Annotated in this window: 24 protein-coding genes and 4 tRNA genes; 21 read left to right on the top strand and 7 right to left on the bottom strand. The window is 63.7% G+C overall.

Translation table 11 applies throughout. The features are described 5' to 3' along the window. Positions 1-223 precede the first annotated feature (223 nt). The 7 genes from C1877_RS13510 (at position 224) to C1877_RS16045 (ending at position 5663) form a co-directional block, all read left to right on the top strand. A complete protein-coding gene (locus tag C1877_RS13510; RefSeq protein ID WP_049784110.1) occupies positions 224-682 on the top strand; it encodes a response regulator transcription factor in 459 nt (152 codons plus the stop codon). 104 nt (positions 683-786) lie between these two features. Then, positions 787-3057: a molybdopterin-containing oxidoreductase family protein gene (locus tag C1877_RS13505; protein ID WP_049784109.1), complete on the top strand. Its 2271-nt coding sequence runs from the start codon at positions 787-789 to the stop codon at positions 3055-3057. 59 nt (positions 3058-3116) lie between these two features. After that, the gene (locus tag C1877_RS15195; protein ID WP_015539800.1) at positions 3117-3338 is read left to right on the top strand and encodes a hypothetical protein; all 222 of its coding nucleotides are present in this window, start codon (positions 3117-3119) and stop codon (positions 3336-3338) included. Positions 3339-3369: 31 nt separating this feature from the next. Beyond that, positions 3370-4506 (top strand): AAA family ATPase, encoded by a 1137-nt coding sequence (locus tag C1877_RS13500; RefSeq protein ID WP_015539799.1) that lies wholly within the window; start codon positions 3370-3372, stop codon positions 4504-4506. Positions 4507-4538: 32 nt separating this feature from the next. Next, positions 4539-4910, top strand: coding sequence for a hypothetical protein (locus C1877_RS13495; protein ID WP_015539798.1), 372 nt, complete (start codon positions 4539-4541; stop codon positions 4908-4910). Positions 4911-4968: 58 nt separating this feature from the next. Then, a complete protein-coding gene (locus tag C1877_RS13490) occupies positions 4969-5388 on the top strand; it encodes a hypothetical protein (protein ID WP_041239434.1) in 420 nt (139 codons plus the stop codon). Between the two features lie 11 nt (positions 5389-5399). Further along, entirely contained in the window at positions 5400-5663 is a 264-nt protein-coding gene (locus C1877_RS16045; protein ID WP_114569410.1) for a zinc ribbon domain-containing protein, read from the top strand. Between the two features lie 189 nt (positions 5664-5852). On the opposite strand, the gene C1877_RS13480 is transcribed toward C1877_RS16045, so the two are convergent. After that, a complete protein-coding gene (locus tag C1877_RS13480) occupies positions 5853-7139 on the bottom strand; it encodes an aspartate aminotransferase type Ic (protein WP_015539796.1) in 1287 nt (428 codons plus the stop codon). Positions 7140-7407: 268 nt separating this feature from the next. On the opposite strand from C1877_RS13480, the gene C1877_RS13475 reads away from it, so the two are divergent. Further along, entirely contained in the window at positions 7408-7590 is a 183-nt protein-coding gene (locus C1877_RS13475) for a hypothetical protein (protein ID WP_015539795.1), read from the top strand. A 25-nt stretch (positions 7591-7615) separates the two neighbouring features. Here C1877_RS13475 and C1877_RS13470 read toward each other — a convergent pair whose 3' ends face one another. The 3 genes from C1877_RS13470 to C1877_RS13460 form a co-directional block, all read right to left on the bottom strand. Next, positions 7616-8116 carry a DNA-deoxyinosine glycosylase gene (locus tag C1877_RS13470; protein ID WP_114569409.1) on the bottom strand — a complete coding sequence of 167 codons (501 nt, stop codon included), beginning with the start codon at positions 8114-8116 and terminating at the stop codon, positions 7616-7618. 14 nt (positions 8117-8130) lie between these two features. Then, on the bottom strand, positions 8131-8643 hold the full coding sequence (locus C1877_RS13465) for a YbhB/YbcL family Raf kinase inhibitor-like protein (protein ID WP_114569408.1): 513 nt from the start codon (positions 8641-8643) through the stop codon (positions 8131-8133). Between the two features lie 94 nt (positions 8644-8737). After that, a complete protein-coding gene (locus C1877_RS13460) occupies positions 8738-9877 on the bottom strand; it encodes a coiled-coil domain-containing protein (RefSeq protein ID WP_114569407.1) in 1140 nt (379 codons plus the stop codon). 574 nt (positions 9878-10451) lie between these two features. Here C1877_RS13460 and C1877_RS13455 point away from each other — a divergent pair. From C1877_RS13455 to C1877_RS13400, 12 genes are all read left to right on the top strand, one after another. Beyond that, positions 10452-10536, top strand: a tRNA-Tyr gene (locus C1877_RS13455). A 7-nt stretch (positions 10537-10543) separates the two neighbouring features. Beyond that, positions 10544-10619: transfer RNA gene (locus C1877_RS13450), tRNA-Thr, on the top strand. A 10-nt stretch (positions 10620-10629) separates the two neighbouring features. Then, positions 10630-10706: transfer RNA gene (locus tag C1877_RS13445), tRNA-Met, on the top strand. Between the two features lie 87 nt (positions 10707-10793). Next, positions 10794-11996: an elongation factor Tu gene (gene tuf / locus C1877_RS13440; protein WP_015539793.1), complete on the top strand. Its 1203-nt coding sequence runs from the start codon at positions 10794-10796 to the stop codon at positions 11994-11996. Positions 11997-12106: 110 nt separating this feature from the next. Further along, complete coding sequence (rpmG, locus tag C1877_RS13435) at positions 12107-12256, top strand: 50S ribosomal protein L33 (protein ID WP_041239432.1); 150 nt, start codon at positions 12107-12109, stop codon at positions 12254-12256. A 24-nt stretch (positions 12257-12280) separates the two neighbouring features. After that, positions 12281-12357: transfer RNA gene (locus C1877_RS13430), tRNA-Trp, on the top strand. A 120-nt stretch (positions 12358-12477) separates the two neighbouring features. Then, positions 12478-12915 (top strand): preprotein translocase subunit SecE, encoded by a 438-nt coding sequence (gene secE, locus C1877_RS13425; RefSeq protein ID WP_015539792.1) that lies wholly within the window; start codon positions 12478-12480, stop codon positions 12913-12915. 4 nt (positions 12916-12919) lie between these two features. Then, positions 12920-13462, top strand: a complete 543-nt coding sequence (nusG, locus tag C1877_RS13420; RefSeq protein WP_015539791.1) for a transcription termination/antitermination protein NusG — start codon at positions 12920-12922, stop codon at positions 13460-13462. A gap of 114 nt (positions 13463-13576) precedes the next feature. Beyond that, positions 13577-14083: a 50S ribosomal protein L11 gene (gene rplK / locus C1877_RS13415; RefSeq protein ID WP_087191848.1), complete on the top strand. Its 507-nt coding sequence runs from the start codon at positions 13577-13579 to the stop codon at positions 14081-14083. 114 nt (positions 14084-14197) lie between these two features. Then, a complete protein-coding gene (rplA, locus tag C1877_RS13410; RefSeq protein ID WP_015539789.1) occupies positions 14198-14908 on the top strand; it encodes a 50S ribosomal protein L1 in 711 nt (236 codons plus the stop codon). A 271-nt stretch (positions 14909-15179) separates the two neighbouring features. Continuing rightward, positions 15180-16187 carry an SPFH domain-containing protein gene (locus tag C1877_RS13405; RefSeq protein ID WP_015539788.1) on the top strand — a complete coding sequence of 336 codons (1008 nt, stop codon included), beginning with the start codon at positions 15180-15182 and terminating at the stop codon, positions 16185-16187. A gap of 49 nt (positions 16188-16236) precedes the next feature. Beyond that, positions 16237-16431 carry a type II toxin-antitoxin system antitoxin gene (locus C1877_RS13400; protein WP_015539787.1) on the top strand — a complete coding sequence of 65 codons (195 nt, stop codon included), beginning with the start codon at positions 16237-16239 and terminating at the stop codon, positions 16429-16431. A gap of 132 nt (positions 16432-16563) precedes the next feature. Here C1877_RS13400 and C1877_RS13395 read toward each other — a convergent pair whose 3' ends face one another. Then, a complete protein-coding gene (locus C1877_RS13395; RefSeq protein WP_015539786.1) occupies positions 16564-17874 on the bottom strand; it encodes a hypothetical protein in 1311 nt (436 codons plus the stop codon). 205 nt (positions 17875-18079) lie between these two features. Here C1877_RS13395 and map point away from each other — a divergent pair, with 205 nt between their 5' ends. Beyond that, positions 18080-18850 (top strand): type I methionyl aminopeptidase, encoded by a 771-nt coding sequence (map, locus tag C1877_RS13390; protein ID WP_015539785.1) that lies wholly within the window; start codon positions 18080-18082, stop codon positions 18848-18850. On the opposite strand, the gene C1877_RS13385 is transcribed toward map, so the two are convergent. Both C1877_RS13385 and C1877_RS13380 read right to left on the bottom strand, forming a co-directional pair. Then, on the bottom strand, positions 18847-19203 hold the full coding sequence (locus C1877_RS13385) for a DUF1648 domain-containing protein (protein ID WP_015539784.1): 357 nt from the start codon (positions 19201-19203) through the stop codon (positions 18847-18849). The two genes, map and C1877_RS13385, sit on opposite strands and share 4 nt — an antisense overlap. Positions 19204-19241: 38 nt before the next feature. After that, on the bottom strand, positions 19242-20531 hold the full coding sequence (locus C1877_RS13380; RefSeq protein ID WP_015539783.1) for a carboxylate--amine ligase: 1290 nt from the start codon (positions 20529-20531) through the stop codon (positions 19242-19244). Positions 20532-20647 lie beyond the last annotated feature (116 nt).

Genomic DNA, 20647 nt, shown 5'->3' with positions numbered 1-20647 from the left:
GTTCGGCATCATGCAGTGAGCAAACGATAGCGCCCCGCGGTACTCGTTGGCTATCTGTCAAATTTGCTAGTGGATGCGAACACCTATCCATTTAGATAGGTTGCGTTGCGAGGGTTTTGGTTTTTATACTGGTAGGGAGGCTCGGCAGGCCTTCAAGGGGAGTGGTTCCGAATCTGGTCGGAATGTGTCGTGGCGTGTGCGGGGCAAGCACGAGGAGCTTGATATGCTATCGATACTGGTGTACAGCAGCAGCGGCGATTTCATCCATAGATGCGACATCAACAACATGCAAGAGTTGTTCAAGGTGTTTCGCACCGAATTGCAACCGCGGTATTCCGACGAATCGTTCGAGGTGTCCATCAGCGGGGAGATCCTTCTCGTGGAGCCGGTCAAAGGGCCGCCAAGCGTGGCTCCGCTCCTCACCGAGCGGCAGCGGCAGATCCTCCAGCTTATGGCGCGTTCGTTTGCGCCGAAGCAGATTGCAAGCGAGCTCGCTATCTCGGAGGCGACCGTGAGAATGCATATCAACGCTTTGAAAAAGCGCTTCAATGCGGAAAGCCGCGATCAGCTGATGGCTATCGTCGGAGCTTTGGAACTGTGCAACCCGTTCGATCCGGGGAACGGTTCGCAAGTCGAACAGCCCGGCGATGGCGCCGCCCAAAGCTCCACCGGCGCGGAATGAAGCGGTATTCGCAACGCAAAAGCTAGCGCTCGGCACTAGTGCTTCGGCATCATGCGTTTTCCAGCAAGCTGGACATGGTTATCATGGACGGAAGGGAAGACGTCATGTCAAACGTAGAACTGAAGAAATCGCTGTGCTTCGGCTGCCATTCGAACTGCGGGGTGCTCGTCACCGTTGAAGATGGCAAAGCAACGAAGATCGAAGGCGATCCGCAGTGTCCCATCAACCAGGGCAAGGTGTGCGAGCGCGTGGGGTTTCAGCTCGAGTGGCTTGACCACCCGAAGCGCCTGAACTACCCGCTCAAGCGAATCGGCGCGCGCGGATCGGGCAAGTGGCAGCAGATCACGTGGGATCAGGCATGCAAGGAGATCGGTGCCGAGCTGCGCAGGCTTGCCGACGAGTACGGACCTGAAACGGTCGTGTTCTCGCATGGCACCGGACGTTCCGACGAATGGTATATCTCGCGCTTCTTCAACCAATACGGCAGTCCCAACGTTGCCATGGGCGGCGCCGAGATGTGCTGGTGCCCCACCTATTCGATTGAAAGCGCAACGTTCGGCCAGTTCGGAGCGACCTCTACGGCACCGAACACCCAATGCGTCGTGTTCTGGGGCCGCAACCCCGCCCAGTGCGGCGATTTTCCGGAGCATTGGGGCTACAGCCAGCTGTTCGCCAACAATCCCGATGCGAAGATCATCGTGGTCGATCCCCGCTGCACCGAGTATGCGGCCCGTGCCGACATATGGCTGCGCTTGCGCCCCGGCACCGACGGCGCGCTTGCGCTCGGTTGGATGAACGTCATCATCAACGAGGAGCTTTACAACAAGGAGTTCGTGGAGAAGTGGACGTACGGCTTCGACCAGCTCAAAGAAGCGGTGCAGGCCTATACGCCCGAGAAGGTCGCCGAGATCACGTGGGTTCCCGCCGCGAAGATCCGGGCGGCGGCGCGCATGTATGCGACCATCCGCCCGTGCTTCATGCCGTGGGGCCTTCCCACCGACACCATCGGCAGGAACATGACGCAGGCGAACCGTGCGAAAGCGCTGCTCAAAGCTCTTGTTGGCGTTAACGAGATGGGGCAGACCTACCTCGCCCCGCCCAATGCCGTCCGCCCGCTCGCCTCGATGGAGATGCCCGACCTGCTTCCCGTCTCCCAGCGTGAGAAGCAGCTCGGGGCCGACCAGTTCCCCATGCACAGCTGGCCGAGCTACCAGATGATCTCCGATGCGCAGAGCCGTGTGTTCAAGCATCCCTACTTCCTCAACCAGGATGCCACATGCACGCAGAATTGGTCGGTGGTCAGCCAGGCCATCAGGACGGGTAAGCCGTATCCGGTCAAGGGCATGATCTGCTTCGCGTCCAACCCCTTCTCCAACCTTTCGAATTCGAACGACCTGTACGAGTGCATCAAGCTGCTCGATCTCATGGTGACGCATGAGTACACCATGACGCCGGCCGTGATGCTCTCCGATTACGTGCTGCCTGCAGCAGGCTGGCTCGAGCGCGTGCAGGTATGGGGCACCAACGGCGGCGGACCGGCCATCTCGGGTGTTGCCCTTACCGGCGAGGCCGCCATCGAGCCTTTGTACGAGCGCCGCGACAACTATGCGTTCTGGCGCTCTCTTGCCGAGGGCACGTTCGAGAAGGAGGAGTTCGAGAAGTACTGGCCGTGGAAGGACTCCGAGGAAGCGAACGACTTCATGGTCGAGCCGCTCGGCGTCAAGTCGGCCGATACCGTTGGCAAACCGGTGTTCTGCCCTTCGCCCGACAAGTGGCACGAGCTCACCGACCCGCAGACCGGCGAGCTGTACGGTTTCGGCACCCCGACGGGCAAGGTGGAGATATATTCGACCATCCTCGAGAAGCTCTTCTCCGAAGACGAGGCCATCCCATACTACGAGGAGCCGTTCGAGTCTCCGGTGTCGACGCCCGAGCTTGCGGCCGAGTACCCGCTCATCCTCACGGCGGGGTCGCGCTTCATGCCGTACTACCACTCCGAGTACCGTCAGGTGAAGGGATGCCGCGAACGCTATCCCGATCCGTACTTCCAGATCCATCCGGAAACGGCGGCGAACCTCGGCATCGGCGACGGCATGTGGTGCTGGATCGAGACGCTGCGCGGCAAGTGCCTTCAGCGCGCCAAGCTCGATTCGGGCATCATGCCCCAGGTCGTTTCGGCCCAGCATGGCTGGTGGTTCCCCGAGCTTCCCGAGGAAGACCCCTGGCTCGGCGGCTGGTTCATATCGAACATCAACATGTGCACCGACAACGCCGTGGAGAACTGCTGCAAGCTGAGCGGCGTGTACAACATGAAGCTTGCACAGTGCAAGGTGTACAAGGCGGCTGAAGCCCCGTTCAACACGTTTACGAAATAGACCGGACGTGCGGTCCCCGCTCTGCCTGCGGGCGGGGACCGCGCAATGGGGATGGTGACATGTACTCGCCTTATATCGTCCATATCGGCTCTTCGTGCTGTGGTTGCGGCGCCTGCGCGCAGCGATGCGTGCGCGGCAACCTCGAGTTTGCCGGCGAGCTGGCCGAATTGAAGAAAGATTACGTGTGCGTAGGTTGCATGGCGTGCGTGAAATGGTGTCCGACCCACGCGCTTGCCGTAGAGCCTGCGAAGCCGGTGAGCACCTACCTGCGCGCACGATGACATCTGCGGTATTTACCTTGAGGAGATAACCATGCTTAAGCATATTCACCTGGAAAACTTCAAAGCCCAGCAAGCTACCGATCTCGATTTTTCGAAAATCAACGTGCTCACCGGATTCAACTCGACCGGCAAGACGACGGTCATCCAGTCGCTCGCCTTCGTCAAGCAGAGCCTCCAGAAGAAGGAGCTGAGCTTCAACGACTACCTTCTGCGCCTCGGCGATTACCGGGAAGTGGTGTCTCGTCACGATACCGATCTTCCCATACGGATCTCCGTCACCTTGGACGGAGACGCAGAAGAGCTGCAATACAGCCTCGAGGCCTCTATGGGTGGCGTGGTGGAGTCCTTTGCCGTCGATGGCGAGGAAGGATGGAAATGGGATAGCCGCACCGACGGTGCCGTCGAGGCCTCAGGGCGCTTGTTCTTCCCGATAGCGGCCGGAGGATACGGCGGCGGCGTGTTCACTTCTCCCGATCCTGCGAAAACCATGCAAGAGCAGAAGCGCACGATGGGATGGTTCGAGAACATGCTCTACCTGTCCTCCAACCGTGGCTTCACCAAGTACAATTATCCTCTGCTTGCAGGGAAGCCCACGGTTGAGGATATCTCGAACCGCACCGGCGACTCGTCCGCGCTTGAAGAGTGGCTGTCCAACCTCATCATCTACCGTATCAACGAGGCGAAGCGCTATCCCGCCATGGAAGCGCAGCTTGATCGCATGACGGATCGGCTGTCGTCGCTGGGCGTCGAGATCAGCCCCTACGTGATGAGCGGTCCGAGCGTGGTCATCGACCTTGCTGAAAGCGGCATGTGGGTGAGCGCGGTCAATTCGGGGTACGGCGTGAACCAATCGGTTGCCTCGATCGTCCTGGGCTCGCTGTCCGAGCCGGGTTCCCTTGTCATGATCGAGGAACCGGAAACCCACCTGCACCCCCGGTTCCAACGAGCCATGGCCAAGATCCTCGCTGATTTTACGAAAGAGGGCAAGCGGGTGCTCATCACTTCGCACTCCGACCACGTACTCCAAGAGCTGCGGAAGCTCGTTTTGGCGGGAACGGTGCCCGAAGAGGACGTGAAGGTCTACCACTTCGCGAAGGAAGACCGCATCACCCGCGCTTCCGAGATAGACGTAACCGACGAAGCCGCCCTGCGCGAGCTGTTCTCGTAGGCAATGCGGGTGCACGTCGAAAGGGGGTCGGCATGGCGGTTCTCTACGAAGACTCGTTCGTGCTGTTGCGCGAGGCGTCGGCGCTGATGGATCAAGTGCTGCTGCAGACGGCGGATCCGAACGCGAGCGGTAAGATCCGCGCGGCGTTCTACAAGCTTTACCAGGCGGCAAATTCTGCGACCATGATAAGCCCTCCGGACGTACGCGCAGTTGCGGAAGGAAGCGAGGCGTACCGCCTCATCGTGGAATACCCGTACAAGCTCTATTATCGCGAGGGAAGGTACCCCGGCGCCGATCTGAAGACGGTATTCGACCGCTGGGTTCTCGAAGTCGGACGGTACGTGGACGGTCTGGCGGCGAGCGCGAAGCTCTCGGTGGCGAAGCCGTCGAGGGAAAAGCAATGAGTGTCGGCCGCGCGCGGCGGACCGGGTTTTCGGTTAGGCGATACAGGAAACGGTGGCGATGGCTATGGACATAAAGCATGCGACGAAGGGAACCCTGTTCTTCATCGACGGGTTCTGCACGAAAGAGGGGATCATCGGGCTCGGCCAAGAGGATCACGTGAGCCTCATCTCGCGCGGGTTCGGCGACGAGGAGATGGCGCTGACGGTCCGAAGCGCAGGGCTCACGGGACGGACGGCCTGCGACGAGGGGGTGAGGCTTTGGGCGAGCCTGCTTACCATGCGCGTCGACGGCGAGGAAAAATTCCAGATCAGGCTGTCGGCTGCAGCGGTCGAGCAGCTGAAGGAGTGCGGGTTCGTCGATCTCGAACCGATAGCGTTGGATATAGAGAAGCTTCCCTACACCATTCCGTCCCAGCAGTTCGACCCCGCGGCGTTCGAGCCCAAGCTCGACGAATCCCTGCTCGGCATAGGGAGGTAAAGCGATGATCGATGCAAGCGAGGCGATACCTATCAAGAAGGAAGGCAGACATGTGCTTTAGACCGGCAGCGGTAACACTGGACAAGACGTGCCCGAAATGCGGCGAGACGAACGATCCTTCAGCGGAGGTTTGCTCCGCATGTGGGGCAAACCTGCCCACAACGCAAGCCTTTCCCGGTGCGTCCGGGGCGTCGGGGGCTCCGGAGGTTCCAGGTGCCTTCGGTAATGCAGGCAAACCCGGCGCCCCTGCGGCGCCGAATCGCCCACGCCTCTGAAATCGTCCGATGCGTCTGAGCTGCAGCGGTAAAGGAGCGCCAGGCTCCCTGGGTATCTCCGCCCCAGCGTCGACGGGCCCCGAGGTGCGTGGGAGGCGGCGGATGCGAGGCGACCCGGCACGGGTGCCGGGTCGCCTAGGGGAATCGATGGGGAAGGGGCGCGACGCGGTGCCGTGCCCTCTGCGCAGCCTAGCCCAGCAGTTTCTCCGCGTAGGCCAGTTTCACGCAGCACACGAACACGTCCATGGCGGCGTCCAGCTCGGCGAGCGGGGGCAGCGTGGGGGCGATGCGGATGTTGCTGTCGCGCGGGTCCTGTTTGTAGGGGTAGGTGGCGCCGGCGCCGGTCATGGTCACGCCGGCCTCCTTCGCCAGGCCCACGATGCGCTTCGCCGTGCCCTCGGGCGCGTCGAACGACACGAAGTAGCCGCCGCGCGGGCTCGACCACGAGCAGCCGCCCACCTCGGCCAGGCCCTCGTCCAGCTTGCTCACCACAAGCTCGAACTTCGGGCGCAGGATGGCGGCGTGCTTGGCCATGTGGGCCGCCAGGCCGTCGGCGTCCTTCAGGAACTTCACGTGACGCAGCTGGTTCAGCTTGTCGTAGCCGATGGTGCCCACGCCCATGCGCTTCTTGATCTCGGCGATGTTGTCGGGGCTGGCCGCGATGGCCGAGATGCCCGAGCCGGGGTGCGTCACCTTCGACGTGGAGGCGAACTTGAAGTAGCGGTGCTCGTTGCCCGCCTCGCGGCACGCCGCGCCGATGTCGAGCAGCTGGTCCTGGTCGGCCGCGTCGTCGTAGAGATGGTGCACGCAGTAGGCGTTGTCCCAGAAAATGCGGAAGTCGTCGGCCGCGCACTCCATGGCGGCCAGGCGGCGCACCACGTCGTCGGAGTAGGTCACGCCGCCGGGGTTCGAGTACTTCGGCACGCACCAGATGCCCTTCACGGAGGCGTCGCCGGCCACGAGGCGCTCCACCTCGTCCATGTCGGGGCCGTCCGCCGTCATGGGCACGGGGATCATCTCGATGCCGAAGGCCTCGGTGATGCCGAAGTGGCGGTCGTAGCCCGGAGTGGGGCAGAGCCACTTGATGCCATCGTACTGGCTCCACGGCTTGGAGCCGAGCGTGCCGAAGTCGAGGCAGCGGGCCACGGCCTCGTACATGAGCGAAAGGCTGGAGTTGCCGCCCACGACGATGTTCGCCGGGTCCTCCTCCACCATGCACGCCATGAAGCGCTTCGCCTCGGGCAGGCCGTCCAGCACGCCGTAGTTGCGGCAGTCCGTGCCGTCCTCGGCGCGGCAGTCCTCGGCCGTCGTCACCGTGGCCAGCATGGGCATGCTCAGGTCGAGCTGGTCGGCGCCGGGCTTGCCGCGTGCCATGTTGAGCGCGAGACCGCGCGCCTTGATCTCGGCGTACTGCGCCTCCAGCTCGGCCTTGAGGGTGCCGAGCTCGTCTCCGGGCAGGTCCGCGTACGTTGTCATCGTGTGCATCCTTTCGCTCTGTGCTGCCAATTCCATCAGCCAGTATACGACTTGGCATCCCCTGCGTCGACCGCGATTGCGCCCGGGCGCGCATTTCCCGCGCGAACGTGTCGAAGCGGTCGACGGCGGGGCAACCGAGCGGAAACCGCCGCGTCGCAACCGCGGGGGCTCCGGGGACGCCCGGTTGCATGCCGCCTACGATGCGGCCGAGGCTATCCGGACGGTCGGCGGCGCGCCGCGCTGCCGACCCGGTGAAAGGAGGCAGGACATGCCCATACCCGACCCTCGCGGCAACGAGAAGAAGGAGACGTACATCTCCCGCTGCATGGAGCACATCACCCGCTACGAGAAGGACAAATGGCCCGACCAGGATCAGCGCGCCGCCATCTGCTACTCAACCTGGGACCGCTGGCAGAAGGACCACGGCCATCCCGAGAAGGCCGAGAAGTAGCCCCACGGACGTCCCCTGCGGCGCCTCAGCGCAGCGCGTCCCGGAGCGGCCGGTACGCCTCCACGAGGTCGGCCAGGCGCATGCGGGCGTTCGCGGGGCTCGTGGAGGGCAGGGCGGTGTGCGGCACGCCCGGCAGCATGCCCGTGCAGAAGCGCCGGTAGAGGCCGGCCGCCTTCGAGCCCGTGGTGAACACGGCCTCGAGCGGCGCAGCCGAGCCGATGCGCGCGAGGTCGTTGGGCCGGGCGTCGGCGATGGAGGCGTCGGAAGCGCCCTCGATGGTGCACGAGGCCAGCACATCCCAGAGCGCGATGCGGCGCTCCAGCATAAACGACGTGCGGGCCTCGTTGCCCAGGGGCTCCGGTTCGCCGAACAGCGCGCCCATCACCTTCCAGAAGCGGTTCTGCGGATGCGCATAGTAGAAGCCCGCCTCGCGCGACTTCGGCGACGGCATCGTGCCCAGCACGAGCACGCGCGACCGTGCGTCGAACACGGGCTCCAGGGGGTGCTCGATATGCGTCGGCTCCATGGCGGCGCGTCCCGCTAGGCGCGGCTCGGCAGCTCGAGCGAGGCCTCGGCCAGCACGTGGCCGCGGATGGCACGGCGGAACTCGTTCAGGTAGTACCCCTCGGCCAAGTCGAGCTCGCAGTCGAGCGCGTACACGGTCAGCGTGTAATCGTGGGTCTTGTCGGGCGGATACGGCCCGGCGTAGCGGTGGATGATGCGCGGGTCGGTGTGCGAACCCGCCAGCGGCGACCAGTCGCTGTTCGATCCCTGCACGCACGGCACGGCACCCGAGACGCTCGCGTTCTCGGGTATGCAGCGGGTTTCGGCGGGGAAGTTGCAGGCGATCCAGTGTATCCAGCAAAAGCCGCCCACGGGGATGGCGTCCCAGTCCAGGAACGTGAGCGCCAGGGACCGCGTGCCCTCGGGTACGTCGTCTATCGACAGGGGGAACGATACGCACGGGTGCCCGTCCAGCATCGCGTCGGCCGGCGCGTGCTTGCCGTACCGGTCGGGGAGGAGGCCGTTTTCCAGGCTCACGGAGATGTTCATGCCGCATGCTCCTTTCGCGGGGGGTGAAGTGCCCCCATTATACAAAAGGAGGGCCCGAGGCCCTCCTTGCGAAACTAGGTTGAAACGGTGCTGCTTAGAACTGCAGCGCGCAGGTGAAGCCGGACCACGACAGCGGGTCCGTGTCGCGCACGTACGCGTTGAAGGTGGGGGCGTGCACGTAGTGCGACCCGCCGTAGCTCACGGCGATGCCCACGTGGCCGGGGCGGTACAGCACGTCGCCCGGGCGCGCCTCGGACACGGGCACGCGGTTCTTCGCGCAGGCGTACAGCGACTCGGTGTAATGGGGGAGCGAGATGCCCACCTGCAGGTACGCCCAGCGCACGAGGCCCGAGCAGTCGAACGCGTCGGGACCCTCGGCAGCCCACACGTACGGGCAGCCGATACGGCTCATGGCGTAGTCCACGACGGAACCGTAGTTGCCCACGGAGCCGCCGCCACCGCCGCCGCCGCCGTTGTTGTAGACGGGGGGCACGTACGTATTGTTGCTGTTGCTGCTCGGCGCATTGTAGCCATTATTGTTGTTCTGCGCCTGGCGGGCGGCCTCTTCGGCCGCGGCCTGCTCGGCAGCGGCGCGCGCGGCGGCTGCCTGCTCTTCGGCGAGCAGCGCCTGCGCCTCGGCGTCCAGGGAGTTCACCAGCTCGGTGGCCTGGGCGACCTTCGCCTCGGCCTCGGCCTGGATGACCTTCGCCTCGGCGGCCTTGTCGGCGGCGATCTTCTCTTGGCGGACGTACTCGTCCTTCGATGCCTGCAGCTCCTCGCGCAGGACCTTCGTCTCGTCGACCATCTGGCCGTCGTTCTCGTTCATCTTGTTCAGCAGATCCCAGTTCTGCGTGAACTCCTCGAACGAGGTCGCGCCCATGACAAAATCGAGGAAGCTCGACGAGCCGGAGCGGTACATGCTGCGCGCACGCGTTCCCAGCTTGTCCTGAAGATCGGCGATCTTCCCGTTGGCTTCATCGATTTTGACCTGCTCGGCTTCCATGGCAGCCTGAGCAACCTCTTGCGCGTCGAGCGCCTGCTTGTAACTGTCGGCGGCAGCTTCGAGATCCGCCTGAAGGCCGACGAGCTGGTTGCGGACGGCGTCCGCCTCGGCTTGCTTCTCCGCAGCCGTCGTCGCGAATGCGGTCGTCGGAGCTACGATCGATGCGGCACCGAGCATGACGGCACCGCCAATGAACGCTCGCCTGCTGAGTCCGTTTGTATGCTCTCTCATTCGAAGACCTCCTGAATTGAGCACGTAGTATGTGTGGGCAAAAGCAGTGCGCATCATAGCACGTTTGCGCAGATGGACAAAAATTGTTGTGAACGCGTTTCATAAACCCAGATCAACGGTGGGGGTTTCCCGAGCCGAGGACGCGCAACCGTTCCGAGGACGTCAAACGAAGGCAAACAAGCCGTGGAACAGGGGAAATAGATGACCACAACGTATAGGGAAGCACAACCTATATATAGTAGCCCGACCTTCGGCGGTGTGCTCGGCGAGCCTTCAAGGCCCCTGCCCGCCTGCCGCGGGGGCGCGCTACCCTTACTATATATAGATAGATGGGCCTGCGGCGTAACGATGACGCTTGCGCCCTGGAATATTTTTTATCCGGCAGATCGCGGGGGAGTAGGGCCTCCGCGAGCGTTTCCCCACGAAAAAGGAGGAATCGTGGAGACACGCCCGGGGGCGTGTAGGTAGTTGACACGCTGATGATCCTAGCGTATTATTCATCTGCTCGCGCGTTCGGAACCACCGAAACACGCGGCAGGCAGCTTGATAAATACACATGAATTGAGCGAAACAGGGGCGTGTGCCCGAGTGGTTAAAGGGGACGGGCTGTAAACCCGTTAGCTATGCTTACCTAGGTTCGAATCCTAGCGCGCCCACCATCTAATCGCCTGTGTAGCTCAGCAGGTAGAGCACTTCCTTGGTAAGGAAGAGGTCGTCGGTTCAAGTCCGATCGCAGGCTCCATTTTCAACATGGCGGTGTAGCTCAGTTGGTTAGAGCACACGGTTCATACCCGTGGCGTCACTGGTTCAAATCCAGTCACCGCTACCATTTTGATTATTCCGCGTCCGTTTCCGGGTGCGTCATTATTTTGTTTTGACTTTCGCGCAAGCGAAACCTTGATAAGGAGGATGAAACATGGCTAAGGAGAAGTTCGAGCGTTCCAAGCCGCATGTTAACATCGGCACCATCGGCCACGTTGACCACGGCAAGACCACGCTCACGGCCGCCATTTCCAAGACGCTGTCCGAGAACGACGGCAGCCACGGCTCCGCCCGCGCCGACTTCACGGCCTTCGAGAACATCGACAAGGCTCCCGAGGAGCGCGAGCGCGGCATCACGATCTCCATCGCCCACATCGAGTACGAGACGGATCAGCGCCACTACGCGCACGTCGACTGCCCAGGCCACGCCGACTACGTGAAGAACATGATCACGGGTGCGGCCCAGATGGACGGCGCCATCCTCGTTATCGCCGCCACCGACGGCCCCATGGCCCAGACCCGCGAGCACATCCTGCTCGCCCGTCAGGTCGGCGTTCCCTACATCGTCGTGTTCCTGAACAAGTGCGACATGGTGGACGACGAGGAGCTCATCGAGCTCGTCGAGATGGAAGTTCGCGAGCTGCTCGACAGCTACGAGTTCCCGGGTGACGACACCCCGATCATCCGCGGCTCCGCTCTGAAGGCCCTCGAGGGCGACAAGGAGTGGCAGGAGAAGGTCTGGGAGCTCATGGACGCGGTGGATTCCTACATCCCCACGCCGGAGCGCATGGTCGACAAGCCGTTCCTGATGGCCGTCGAGGACACCATGACCATCACCGGCCGCGGCACCGTTGCCACCGGCCGTGTGGAGCGCGGTACGCTCCATGTGAACGACCCGCTGGAGATCATCGGCATCAAGGAGACCCAGAACACGGTCTGCACCGGTATCGAGATGTTCCGCAAGCTGCTCGACGAGGCCCAGGCCGGCGACAACATCGGCTGCCTGCTTCGCGGCATCAAGCGCGAGGAGATCGTGCGCGGCCAGGTTCTCTGCAAGCCCGGTAGCGTGACCCCGCACACCGAGTTCGAGGGCCAGGTCTACATCCTGACGAAGGAAGAGGGCGGCCGCCACACGCCGTTCTTCGACGGCTACCGCCCGCAGTTCTACTTCCGCACGACGGACGTGACGGGCGTTGCCCACCTTCCCGAGGGCACCGAGATGGTCATGCCGGGCGACAACGTGGAGATCAAGGGCGAGCTCATTCACCCGATCGCCATGGAAGAGGGCCTGCGCTTCGCTATCCGCGAGGGTGGCCGCACGGTTGGCTCCGGCCGCGTGACGAAGATCATCAAGTAACACCGTTTCACCAGTAACGCGGGGTCCGCTCCGGCGGGCCCCGCCCTTTGAGAATTCATGTGTATGATTACGTTATCAAGCTCGACACGTAAGCGATAAGAGGAGAATTCATGCGCACGTTGGTCACTTTGGCCTGCACTGATTGCAAGCGCCGCAATTACACGACCAAGAAGAACAAGCAGAACAATCCTGATCGCATCGAGTTGAAGAAGTACTGCAAGTGGTGCGGTCATCACACGACGCACAAAGAGACTCGATAGCGTTATCAGGGTAGGACAAGCAATAGGCCAGTAGCTCCAATTGGTAGAGCGGCGGTCTCCAAAACCGCATGTTGGGGGTTCGAGTCCCTCCTGGCCTGCCAGCTTGTTAATCTTGAGCAGCTTGCATTCAGGTTGCTTGTTCGAGCAGCTTGGAATCAGGCTGCTTGTTTGGCGTTTAGACAGATTACGATTTTCCCGGTTTTCTCGGGCGAAGGAACCAGATGGCGAAGAAATCGAAAACACAGCGCGCGAAGGCCTCGGCCGCACGCGCCGCACGAAAGGCGCAGGCCCTCGAGGCCGAGAGCGCCGCAGTCGAGGCGAAGGATATCGCCGAGGCCGATGCCGCCGCGGAACCCAAGAAGCGGTTTTTCAAGAAAGCCGACAAGGCCGAGACCCCTGCCGCCAACAAGCAGGATAAGGGCAAGATAGAGAAAAAAGCCGAGAAGAAGGTTGAGAGCAAGCCCAAGAAGCGTCGCTTCGGCTTCCTCAAGGACGTGCGTGCCGAGATGAAGCGCGTGACGTGGCCCACGAAGAAGGACGTGCTCCGCTGGAGCGTCGTCGTCGTGGCCGCGCTGCTGTTCTTCGGCGTGTACGTGGCTCTTCTCGACAACGTCATCATCACGCCGGTGCTCGTGGGCATCTCGAGTTTGGGGGCATAAGGACATGTCGAAGAAATGGTACGTCCTGCACACCTACTCGGGCTACGAGAACAAGGTGAAGAAGAACCTCGAGACGCGTATCGAGACCATGGGCCTCGAGAACAACGTGTTCGCCATCGAGATCCCCACCGAGATGGTGACGGAGATCAAAGAGGGCGGGCGCCGCGTCGAGAGCGAGAAGAAGGTGTTCCCGGGCTACGTGCTCGTCCGCATGGAGCTTGACGACCGCAGCTGGGCGGCCGTGCGCAACACGCCGGGCGTCACGGGCTTCGTGGGCAGCCAGGGCAACCCGGCCCCGCTTACCCGTGACGAGTACAACAAGATCATGGGCATGCGCTCGGACAAGAACCGTCCCGGCACCCCGAAGAAGACGTCCTCCTCCATCGAGGTGGGGCAGTCCGTCAAGGTGGTTTCCGGGCCGTTGGCCGAGTTCGACGGCGTGGTGTCGGAGGTGTCCCCCGATGCCGGCAAGGTGAAGGTGCTCGTGTCGATCTTCGGGCGCGAGACCCCCGTGGAGCTCTCGTTCGACCAGATCGCCAAGATTTAGCGAACATTAGCGGCGTCGCGTGCCCGCGTGGACCGGGGCTTCTCATTCGACACCGGCCGCTGTGTTGATAGATTGATTTTCGAAACGTTATGATCAGCTGAAAGGGTAGTTATCATGGCTGAAAAGAAGCAAACCGGCTTTATCAAGCTGCAGATCCCCGCGGGTGCCGCGAACCCGGCTCCTCCGGTCGGCCCGGCGCTCGGCGCCCAGGGCGTCAACATCATGCAGTTCTGCCAGGCGTTCAACGCCCAGACGCAGGACCAGTCCGGCACCATCATCCCGGTCGAGATCACGGTCTACGAGGACAAGTCGTTCACGTTCGTGTGCAAGACCCCGCCGGCGGCCATCCTCATCAAGGAGAAGCTGGGCATCAAGAGCGGCGCGGGCATCCCGCACATGCAGTCCGTGGGCACCCTCACCGAGGACCAGCTCCGCGAGATCGCCGAGATCAAGCTGCCGGACCTCAACGCCAACACGATCGAGGCCGCCATGGAGATCATCGCCGGCACGGCCCGTTCCATGGGCGTGCGCATCGAGGGCCGCGAGATGAAGATCAAGTACGTGCCTTCCAAGAAGGTTGCCGCCATGCTGCAGGGCAAGACGCTTGAGGACGAGGACTAGTCCTTCGGCGAACCAAAGCGCAAACACGGCCGTCCGACCGGGCGGCCGTTTGAGCGATAAAAGGCAGTGGAAGGGCGCGCCATGCGCCCGCTACGAACCACGAAAGGAATCATCATGACGAAACTGTCCAAGAACTACCGCGCTGCGATCGAGAAGATCGGCGAGGAGGCCTACGCGCCGCTCGCGGCCATGAACCTGGTGAAGGAGGTCTCCACCGCCAAGTTCGACGAGACGGTGACGGTCGACTTCCGCCTGGGCATCGACACCCGCCAGGCCGACCAGCAGCTCCGCGGCACCGTGAGCCTGCCGAACGGCTCGGGCAAGACGGTCCGCGTGGCCGTGTTCGCCGAGGGCGAGGCTGCCCGCGCCGCCGAGGAGGCCGGTGCCGACATCGTGGGCTCCGACGAGCTCATGCAGCAGATCCAGGCCGGCGAGTTCAACTTCGACGCCGCCGTGGCCACGCCCGACCAGATGGGCAAGGTCGGCCGCCTCGGCAAGATCCTCGGCCCCCGCGGCCTCATGCCGAACCCGAAGCTCGGCACCGTCACGAACGACGTGGCGAAGGCCATCAACGAGCTCAAGGGCGGCCGCGTGGAGTACCGTGCCGACCGTTACGGCATCGCGCACGTCATCATCGGCAAGGTCAGCTTCACGGCCGAGCAGCTCGCCGAGAACTACGGTGCCGTGTACGACGAGATCATCCGCATGAAGCCGGCTGCGGCCAAGGGCAAGTACGTGAAGTCCGTCACCGTGTCCGCCACGATGACGCCGGGCGTGTCGGTCGATTCCAGCGTGACCCGCAACTACACGGAGGCTGGCGAGTAGCCGAGCGCACGAAGCCGAACGCCTGAAAAGAAGGGAGTCCGCAAGGGCTCCTTTCTTTTTGGCCTGATACGCGAACAGATGTTTCACGTGAAACATCGTAAAATGAAAAAATGAGAAGGTGCGGCGGAGTTCGACGCCGGTCTTTCTCGCGGGCATTCGCGCACGCTCTCGTCAACGCGATCTCAATGTGATATCATATTTGTATCACCTTGCGGTGCGAGGGTGCGGACGGGCGCATAGGGCGTCTTGTTCGGGAGAGAAAGGAACCGTCATGTCCGATAAGACCGCGCGTGCGACCGGCGGCGCGTCCGTCGAGAAAACCATCCATGCGAGGAGCGGTTGGCCCCTGCTGCTGCTCACGTTCGTTCTCGCAGCCGCGTGCGTCGCCTGCATCGTGACCGGGGCGACCATGCTGCCGCCCGACGACATGCCCCTTACCACGCCGGCCCACACGATGGGCGTGGTGCTGCTGGTCGTCGGCATCGTTGTGCTCTGCGTGGGGCCCCTGCTGATGCTCATGGGCTTCTTCACCATCCAGCCGAACCAGGCGCGCGTGCTCATCCTGTTCGGCGACTACAAGGGCACCGTGCGCGATGAGGGCTTCCACTGGGCGAACCCGTTCTACTCCCGTTCGGCCGGCAGCACCATCGATGAGCGCACCGGGAAGAGCACGCCGCTTTCCACGAAGGTCTCGCTGCGCGCCCGCACGTACAACGGCGAGCACCTGAAGGTGAACGACAAGTGCGGCAACCCCATCGAGATCGCCGACGTCATCGTCTGGCGCGTCGAGAACACGGCCAAGGCCCTGTTCGACGTGGACGACTACAACTCCTACGTGCACACGCAGAGCGAGACGGCGCTGCGCCACGTGGCCACCACCTACGCCTACGACCAGATGCCCGGCGAGCCCGAGGGCGAGATCACGCTGCGCAGCAACATCGAGGAGGTGTCGGCCGCCCTCAAGGAGGAGCTGGCCGTGCGCCTGGAGAAGGCCGGCGTGGTTATCGACGATGCGCGCCTCACGCACCTGGCCTACGCGCCGGAGATCGCCCAGGCGATGCTGCGCCGCCAGCAGGCGGACGCGGTGATAGCCGCGCGCGAGAAGATCGTGCAGGGCGCCGTGGGCATGGTGGAGATGGCGCTGGGCGAGCTGTCGCGCAAGAACGTGGTAGACTTGGATGACGAGCGCAAGGCCGCCATGGTGTCGAACCTCATGGTGGTGCTGTGCGGCGAGTCCGATGCCCAGCCCGTGCTGAACACGGGGACGCTGTACCAGTAGGGAAGGGCGGGCGGCCCGTGCGTTTGCCGGGGTGCCCGCAGTGTGAGACATGGCGAAACGCAAACAATACCCGCTGCGCGTCGACCCGGCTCTCTGGGAGGCCGTCGAGCGCTGGGCTGCGGACGACCTGCGCAGCGTGAACGCGCAGGTGGAGTTCATCCTGCGACGTGCGCTGAAGGACGCCGGCCGATTGAAGCCGCCCGGCGACGGCCATGCCGGCGACGAGGGGCGGGACGAGGCGTAGGACAAGGGCTTCGCCTTTGCCGACGGGCAAGATCGGCCCGCATGCGGCGGCAAGGGCCGATACCTTGCCTTGCGAAAAACGGGGCGCCCGGCTGGGCGCCCCGTTCGTTTGATGTCGGCGGGCGGGATGCGCTTAGACGAGCACGGCCTCGCGCTCTTCCTTGGCCTGCCGCTCCACCTCGTGGGCACGCTTGCCGTAGCCCTGCACGCGGGCGAGCTTGGTGTCGTCCTTCTTGCGGCTGCGGAGCTCGGGGATGGGGCTCTCGGCGTCCTCGGAGCGGTAGTCCTCGCCGTCGCGCTCGATGAGCTGGCGCACGGCCTCATGGCTCGGCACGTCCTGGACGCGGCCGTTCACCGTGTCGTTCCACGTGAAGAAGCGGAAGTCGCTCGGCACGTCGTCGATGTCGACGAACTCCTCGTCCTGCGCGGTGAGGGTGACCTGCTCGGCCAGAACCTGGCGGACGTAGTCCTTCGTGGGGTGGAAGTCCAGAAGCTCGGGGAACTCGCCGGCGGGAATGATCTGCTGCCATTCGGTGCCCTCGTACTTCTGCAGCAGATCGCAGGCCATGGCCAGGTGCATGCACTCCTGCTCGAAGTGCATCTCCCACATCTTCTTGACGCGGGCGTCGACCTCGGTCTCGTAGAAGGAGTAGTACAGGTAGCATTCCTGGTACTCGTGCCACAGCAGCATCTCGAGCCAGCTCATAGACGGGTCGATGAGCGAGCCGTAGTGCGTCACGTGCTGCTCCTCCACCATGCCGATCTCCTGGTAGAGGTCGCGGCCGGGGCCCTCGGGCACCGTGTTGCCCAGGTTCATGTAGAAGTTCATCGTCTGCTGCTCGCCGGCGGTGAGGATGAGCGCGCCGAGCGTGGTGCGGATGTCGCCCGTCTTGGAGTTGCGCGGCATGCGCACGGAGTCGAACGGATGGCGATGATGTGCGATGGTCGGGCGGCCCGGCGTGATCTCGATCGTGTCGCGGACGAGCTTGTGCGCGGGGATGTCCTCGTCGAACTTGAGCTGGTCGGCGTAGCGGTACAGGTGGTCGAAGTCCTCGAGGAGCGCGAAGTCCATGCAGGACTTGGCGTACTCGTCGGGCTCGTGCATGGCGAGCCAGGCCGTCAGGTCGACGGCGAGCTGCTCGTAGCCGATGGTCAGTTCGAGCGTGGACTCGTTCGACGGGCTCATCCAGTTGATGCGCTTCTGCTGCTCCTGCTCCATGCGGCGGCACAGGGCCAGGTCACGGCGCAGGTCGTTGTTCTCGCAGTGGCGGTTGAAGTTGTGGCCGAACATCGCCGCCTCAACCTCGATGCCGTTCATGAGGATGATGCGCGCCTTGGTGTAGGGGTCGGCCTCCAACTTGTCGTAGGGCTTGACGGCGAGCTGCTTCCAGTTGGGGACCATGTCCATCAACGACTTCTTCGGCTTCTGCTCAAACGGGTTCATAGAGCCTCCTTCTTGCTGGTTCGGTGCGCTCCGGCCGGGGCGGCGCGGACGCGGATTCCCCTCCATGCTAGAGGGGTGCGCAGGCGGCCCCGGGGGCGTGCGTGCAGGCGTTTTCCGAGCGTGGGGGATGCGTAACGGGGTGGAAAGGGAGTGCTATACTGGACGGCAGCAAACGGACGCGACGTGCGGAAGGTGTGGGCGAGGCATGATCATCAGGAAGTCACCGGCCGAGATAGAGGCCATGAAGGAGGCGGGCCGCGTGTCGGCCAAGGTGCTGCGCGAGGTGGGGGCGCGCGTGCGGCCCGGCGTGTCCACGCTCGAGCTGGACGAGCTGGCCGAGACGCTCATCCGCGCGGAGGGCGGCATCCCCGCGTTCAAGGGATACGGCGGGTTTCCCGGCTCCATCTGCGCTTCCGTGAACGAGCAGATCGTCCACGGCATCCCGTCCGCGGGTGTCGTGCTGCAGGAGGGCGACATCATCTCCATCGACACGGGCGCCATCGTGGACGGCTGGGTGGGCGACAACGCCTGGACCTATGCCGTGGGCCGCATCTCGCCGGAGAAGCAGCGCCTGCTGGACGTGACGGAGAAGTGCATGTGGGCCGGCCTCGAGGCGGCGCGCCCCGGCAACCACCTGGGGGATATCGGGCATGCGGTGCAGAGCATCGCCGAGGCCGAGGGCTTCGGCGTGGTGCGCGAGTACGTGGGGCACGGCATCGGCCGCGACATGCACGAGGACCCGAACGTGCCGAACTTCGGCCATCGCCACACGGGCGTGAGGCTGGAGCCCGGCATGGTGCTGGCCATCGAGCCCATGATCAACCAGGGTACCTACAAGACGCGCCAGATGCCGGACGGTTGGCTGGTGTGCACGCGCGACGGCCTGCCCTCGGCCCACTTCGAGAAGACGGTCGCCATCACCGAGGACGGCCCGGTGGTGCTCACCTGCGAGGAGGGGCACCGGCGGCCGATTTAGCCTGCGAGGACGCCGCGTCCGAACGAGAGCATGATGCCAAGGTAGATGACGGTGTCGACCATGCCGAGCACCAGGAAGAGGGTCCGAAGGTTGCGGGGGCTGTCGATGCCGTGGACGAGTCCTTTGGCGAAGAGCGCCTCCGCTTTCCAGGAGGCGAGCATCAAGAGGAGGTTGGGAAGGGCCAGGAGACACGCTATGGGCAGCAGCTCGTACTTGGAGCCATAACGGTCGATCGTGCCGTCGGGGCCGACGTGCATCGCGACGGTGTCCGGCAGCGATCCCAAGGAGGCTGCCGCAACGGCGAGCGGCACGAGGCAGAGGGCGATCCAAACCGCCCATTCCCAAGCTTTCATCCCACCCCTGCCTTCCCGCGCCTGCGGCGCCGCGCGTCCTACTTAAGCTGCTTGCCGTCGGTGTCCCAATAGAAGCGCTTGAACTTGGGAATCTGGTTCACGTGCATCACGCGTGCCCAGAAGTTGTGCAAAAACGAGTCGGGCGCGTAGTGCAGCGGGTAGGGCTCGGGCGTGCGGCGCAGCACCTCGAGGGCCTGCTGCAGGCGGGCGCGGTTCTTCATGGAGCGGTCCAGCACGTAGCGCGGCACGCAGGAGTAGACAAAGGGGTCGTACGCCTCGCGGTACTCGATGGCCTCGCCCAGGATGAACTCGCGCACGATGAGCTCGACGAAGTTCTGGCCGCCCAGGCTCATATAGTAGGTGTTGCGCCCGCAGCGCGTGTTCACCTCGAAGAAGCGGAAGCTCCCGTCGCGCTCGTCGTGCTTGATGTCGAAGTTCGCGAAGCCGCGGTAGCCGACTTCCTTGAGGAAGCGCCGCGCGCCGTCGATGATGGCCTGCTCGCGCTCGCCCATGATGCAGAGCGGGTTCCCCAGCGCGGTGGGGTCGTGGTCCTGCAGGCACACGACGCCGCCCGACACCACGCGCAGCTCGCCCGATGCGTCCGAGAACGTGGTGAGCGTGCGGATGGCGTCGTCGCCACCGGGGATGAAGTCCTGCAGCACCAGCTCGTTATCGTAGTCCGACGTGCGGATGGAGCGCCACACCTCGGCCAGCTCCTCCGGCGAGTCGATCTCGTAGATCTTGCGCCAGCCCTCGATGGTCGCTTCCTGGAATTGCGCCGAGTTCGAAGGCTTCGCGATGAGCGGGTAGGGGAAGTCGTGGACGGGCAGCTCCTCGGGACCGTCCGGGCCGCACGAGAAGTACCAGGTGCGCGGGTAGGGGATGTCCAGCTGCGCGCACAGCTCGTAGAAGCGGCGCTTCTGCGTGATGTCGTCGAGCAGGGCGAAGTCGAGGTAGGGCACCGTGTATCCGGCGGCCTCGAGGCGCTCCTTCCCGGACGACAGCATGCGCGCATGGCAGTCGTCGCAGCCGAGCACGAGCAGCACGCGCTCCGGGTCCGCGGCGCTCACCTCGGCGGCCACGCGCTCGAGGGCGTCGTAGAGGCCTTCCGGGTCATGGACGTTCGGCTCCAGGCGATAGTCGGTGAAGCGGCTGGTCGAGAGCATCTTGATGTCGTGCGCGGCCAGCACGATGGTGTGCTCGATGCCGTACGCGCGGTGCAGCTCGCTCACGTAGCTGTAAGCCAGGATGTCGCCGCCCACCACGACGGGCTGCAAACGGCGCGCCACGTCGGCGGCGGAGGCGATACGGGGGTTCTGCGCGGTCATGTGGTCTCCTTGCATGTTCTTCTCGACCGCTCATTATCCCATATCTTGATCGATCGGCGCCTTGACACCGAAAACCCATCCTTCTGCCAAAAAACGGCCGGTTTGGCAATCGACGC

The sequence above is a fragment of the Gordonibacter pamelaeae genome, assembly GCF_003340385.1.
In the GTDB taxonomy this organism is placed as follows: Bacteria; Actinomycetota; Coriobacteriia; order Coriobacteriales; family Eggerthellaceae; genus Gordonibacter; species Gordonibacter pamelaeae.
The sequence above is the reverse complement of the archived record's forward strand: the minus strand, read 5'-3'. Positions and strand labels throughout refer to the sequence as shown.

Bases quoted from the DNA above. Each gene is read 5' to 3' on its own strand.
- C1877_RS13510 (WP_049784110.1), top strand. From the start codon at position 224: ATGCTATCGATACTGGTGTACAGCAGCAGCGGCGATTTCATCCATAGA.
- C1877_RS13505 (WP_049784109.1), top strand. From the start codon at position 787: ATGTCAAACGTAGAACTGAAGAAATCGCTGTGCTTCGGCTGCCATTCG.
- C1877_RS15195 (WP_015539800.1), top strand. From the start codon at position 3,117: ATGTACTCGCCTTATATCGTCCATATCGGCTCTTCGTGCTGTGGTTGC.
- C1877_RS13500 (WP_015539799.1), top strand. From the start codon at position 3,370: ATGCTTAAGCATATTCACCTGGAAAACTTCAAAGCCCAGCAAGCTACC.
- C1877_RS13495 (WP_015539798.1), top strand. From the start codon at position 4,539: ATGGCGGTTCTCTACGAAGACTCGTTCGTGCTGTTGCGCGAGGCGTCG.
- C1877_RS13490 (WP_041239434.1), top strand. From the start codon at position 4,969: ATGGCTATGGACATAAAGCATGCGACGAAGGGAACCCTGTTCTTCATC.
- C1877_RS16045 (WP_114569410.1), top strand. From the start codon at position 5,400: ATGCAAGCGAGGCGATACCTATCAAGAAGGAAGGCAGACATGTGCTTT.
- C1877_RS13480 (WP_015539796.1), bottom strand. From the start codon at position 7,139: ATGACAACGTACGCGGACCTGCCCGGAGACGAGCTCGGCACCCTCAAG.
- C1877_RS13475 (WP_015539795.1), top strand. From the start codon at position 7,408: ATGCCCATACCCGACCCTCGCGGCAACGAGAAGAAGGAGACGTACATC.
- C1877_RS13470 (WP_114569409.1), bottom strand. From the start codon at position 8,116: ATGGAGCCGACGCATATCGAGCACCCCCTGGAGCCCGTGTTCGACGCA.
- C1877_RS13465 (WP_114569408.1), bottom strand. From the start codon at position 8,643: ATGAACATCTCCGTGAGCCTGGAAAACGGCCTCCTCCCCGACCGGTAC.
- C1877_RS13460 (WP_114569407.1), bottom strand. From the start codon at position 9,877: ATGAGAGAGCATACAAACGGACTCAGCAGGCGAGCGTTCATTGGCGGT.
- tuf (WP_015539793.1), top strand. From the start codon at position 10,794: ATGGCTAAGGAGAAGTTCGAGCGTTCCAAGCCGCATGTTAACATCGGC.
- rpmG (WP_041239432.1), top strand. From the start codon at position 12,107: ATGCGCACGTTGGTCACTTTGGCCTGCACTGATTGCAAGCGCCGCAAT.
- secE (WP_015539792.1), top strand. From the start codon at position 12,478: ATGGCGAAGAAATCGAAAACACAGCGCGCGAAGGCCTCGGCCGCACGC.
- nusG (WP_015539791.1), top strand. From the start codon at position 12,920: ATGTCGAAGAAATGGTACGTCCTGCACACCTACTCGGGCTACGAGAAC.
- rplK (WP_087191848.1), top strand. From the start codon at position 13,577: ATGGCTGAAAAGAAGCAAACCGGCTTTATCAAGCTGCAGATCCCCGCG.
- rplA (WP_015539789.1), top strand. From the start codon at position 14,198: ATGACGAAACTGTCCAAGAACTACCGCGCTGCGATCGAGAAGATCGGC.
- C1877_RS13405 (WP_015539788.1), top strand. From the start codon at position 15,180: ATGTCCGATAAGACCGCGCGTGCGACCGGCGGCGCGTCCGTCGAGAAA.
- C1877_RS13400 (WP_015539787.1), top strand. From the start codon at position 16,237: ATGGCGAAACGCAAACAATACCCGCTGCGCGTCGACCCGGCTCTCTGG.
- C1877_RS13395 (WP_015539786.1), bottom strand. From the start codon at position 17,874: ATGAACCCGTTTGAGCAGAAGCCGAAGAAGTCGTTGATGGACATGGTC.
- map (WP_015539785.1), top strand. From the start codon at position 18,080: ATGATCATCAGGAAGTCACCGGCCGAGATAGAGGCCATGAAGGAGGCG.
- C1877_RS13385 (WP_015539784.1), bottom strand. From the start codon at position 19,203: ATGAAAGCTTGGGAATGGGCGGTTTGGATCGCCCTCTGCCTCGTGCCG.
- C1877_RS13380 (WP_015539783.1), bottom strand. From the start codon at position 20,531: ATGACCGCGCAGAACCCCCGTATCGCCTCCGCCGCCGACGTGGCGCGC.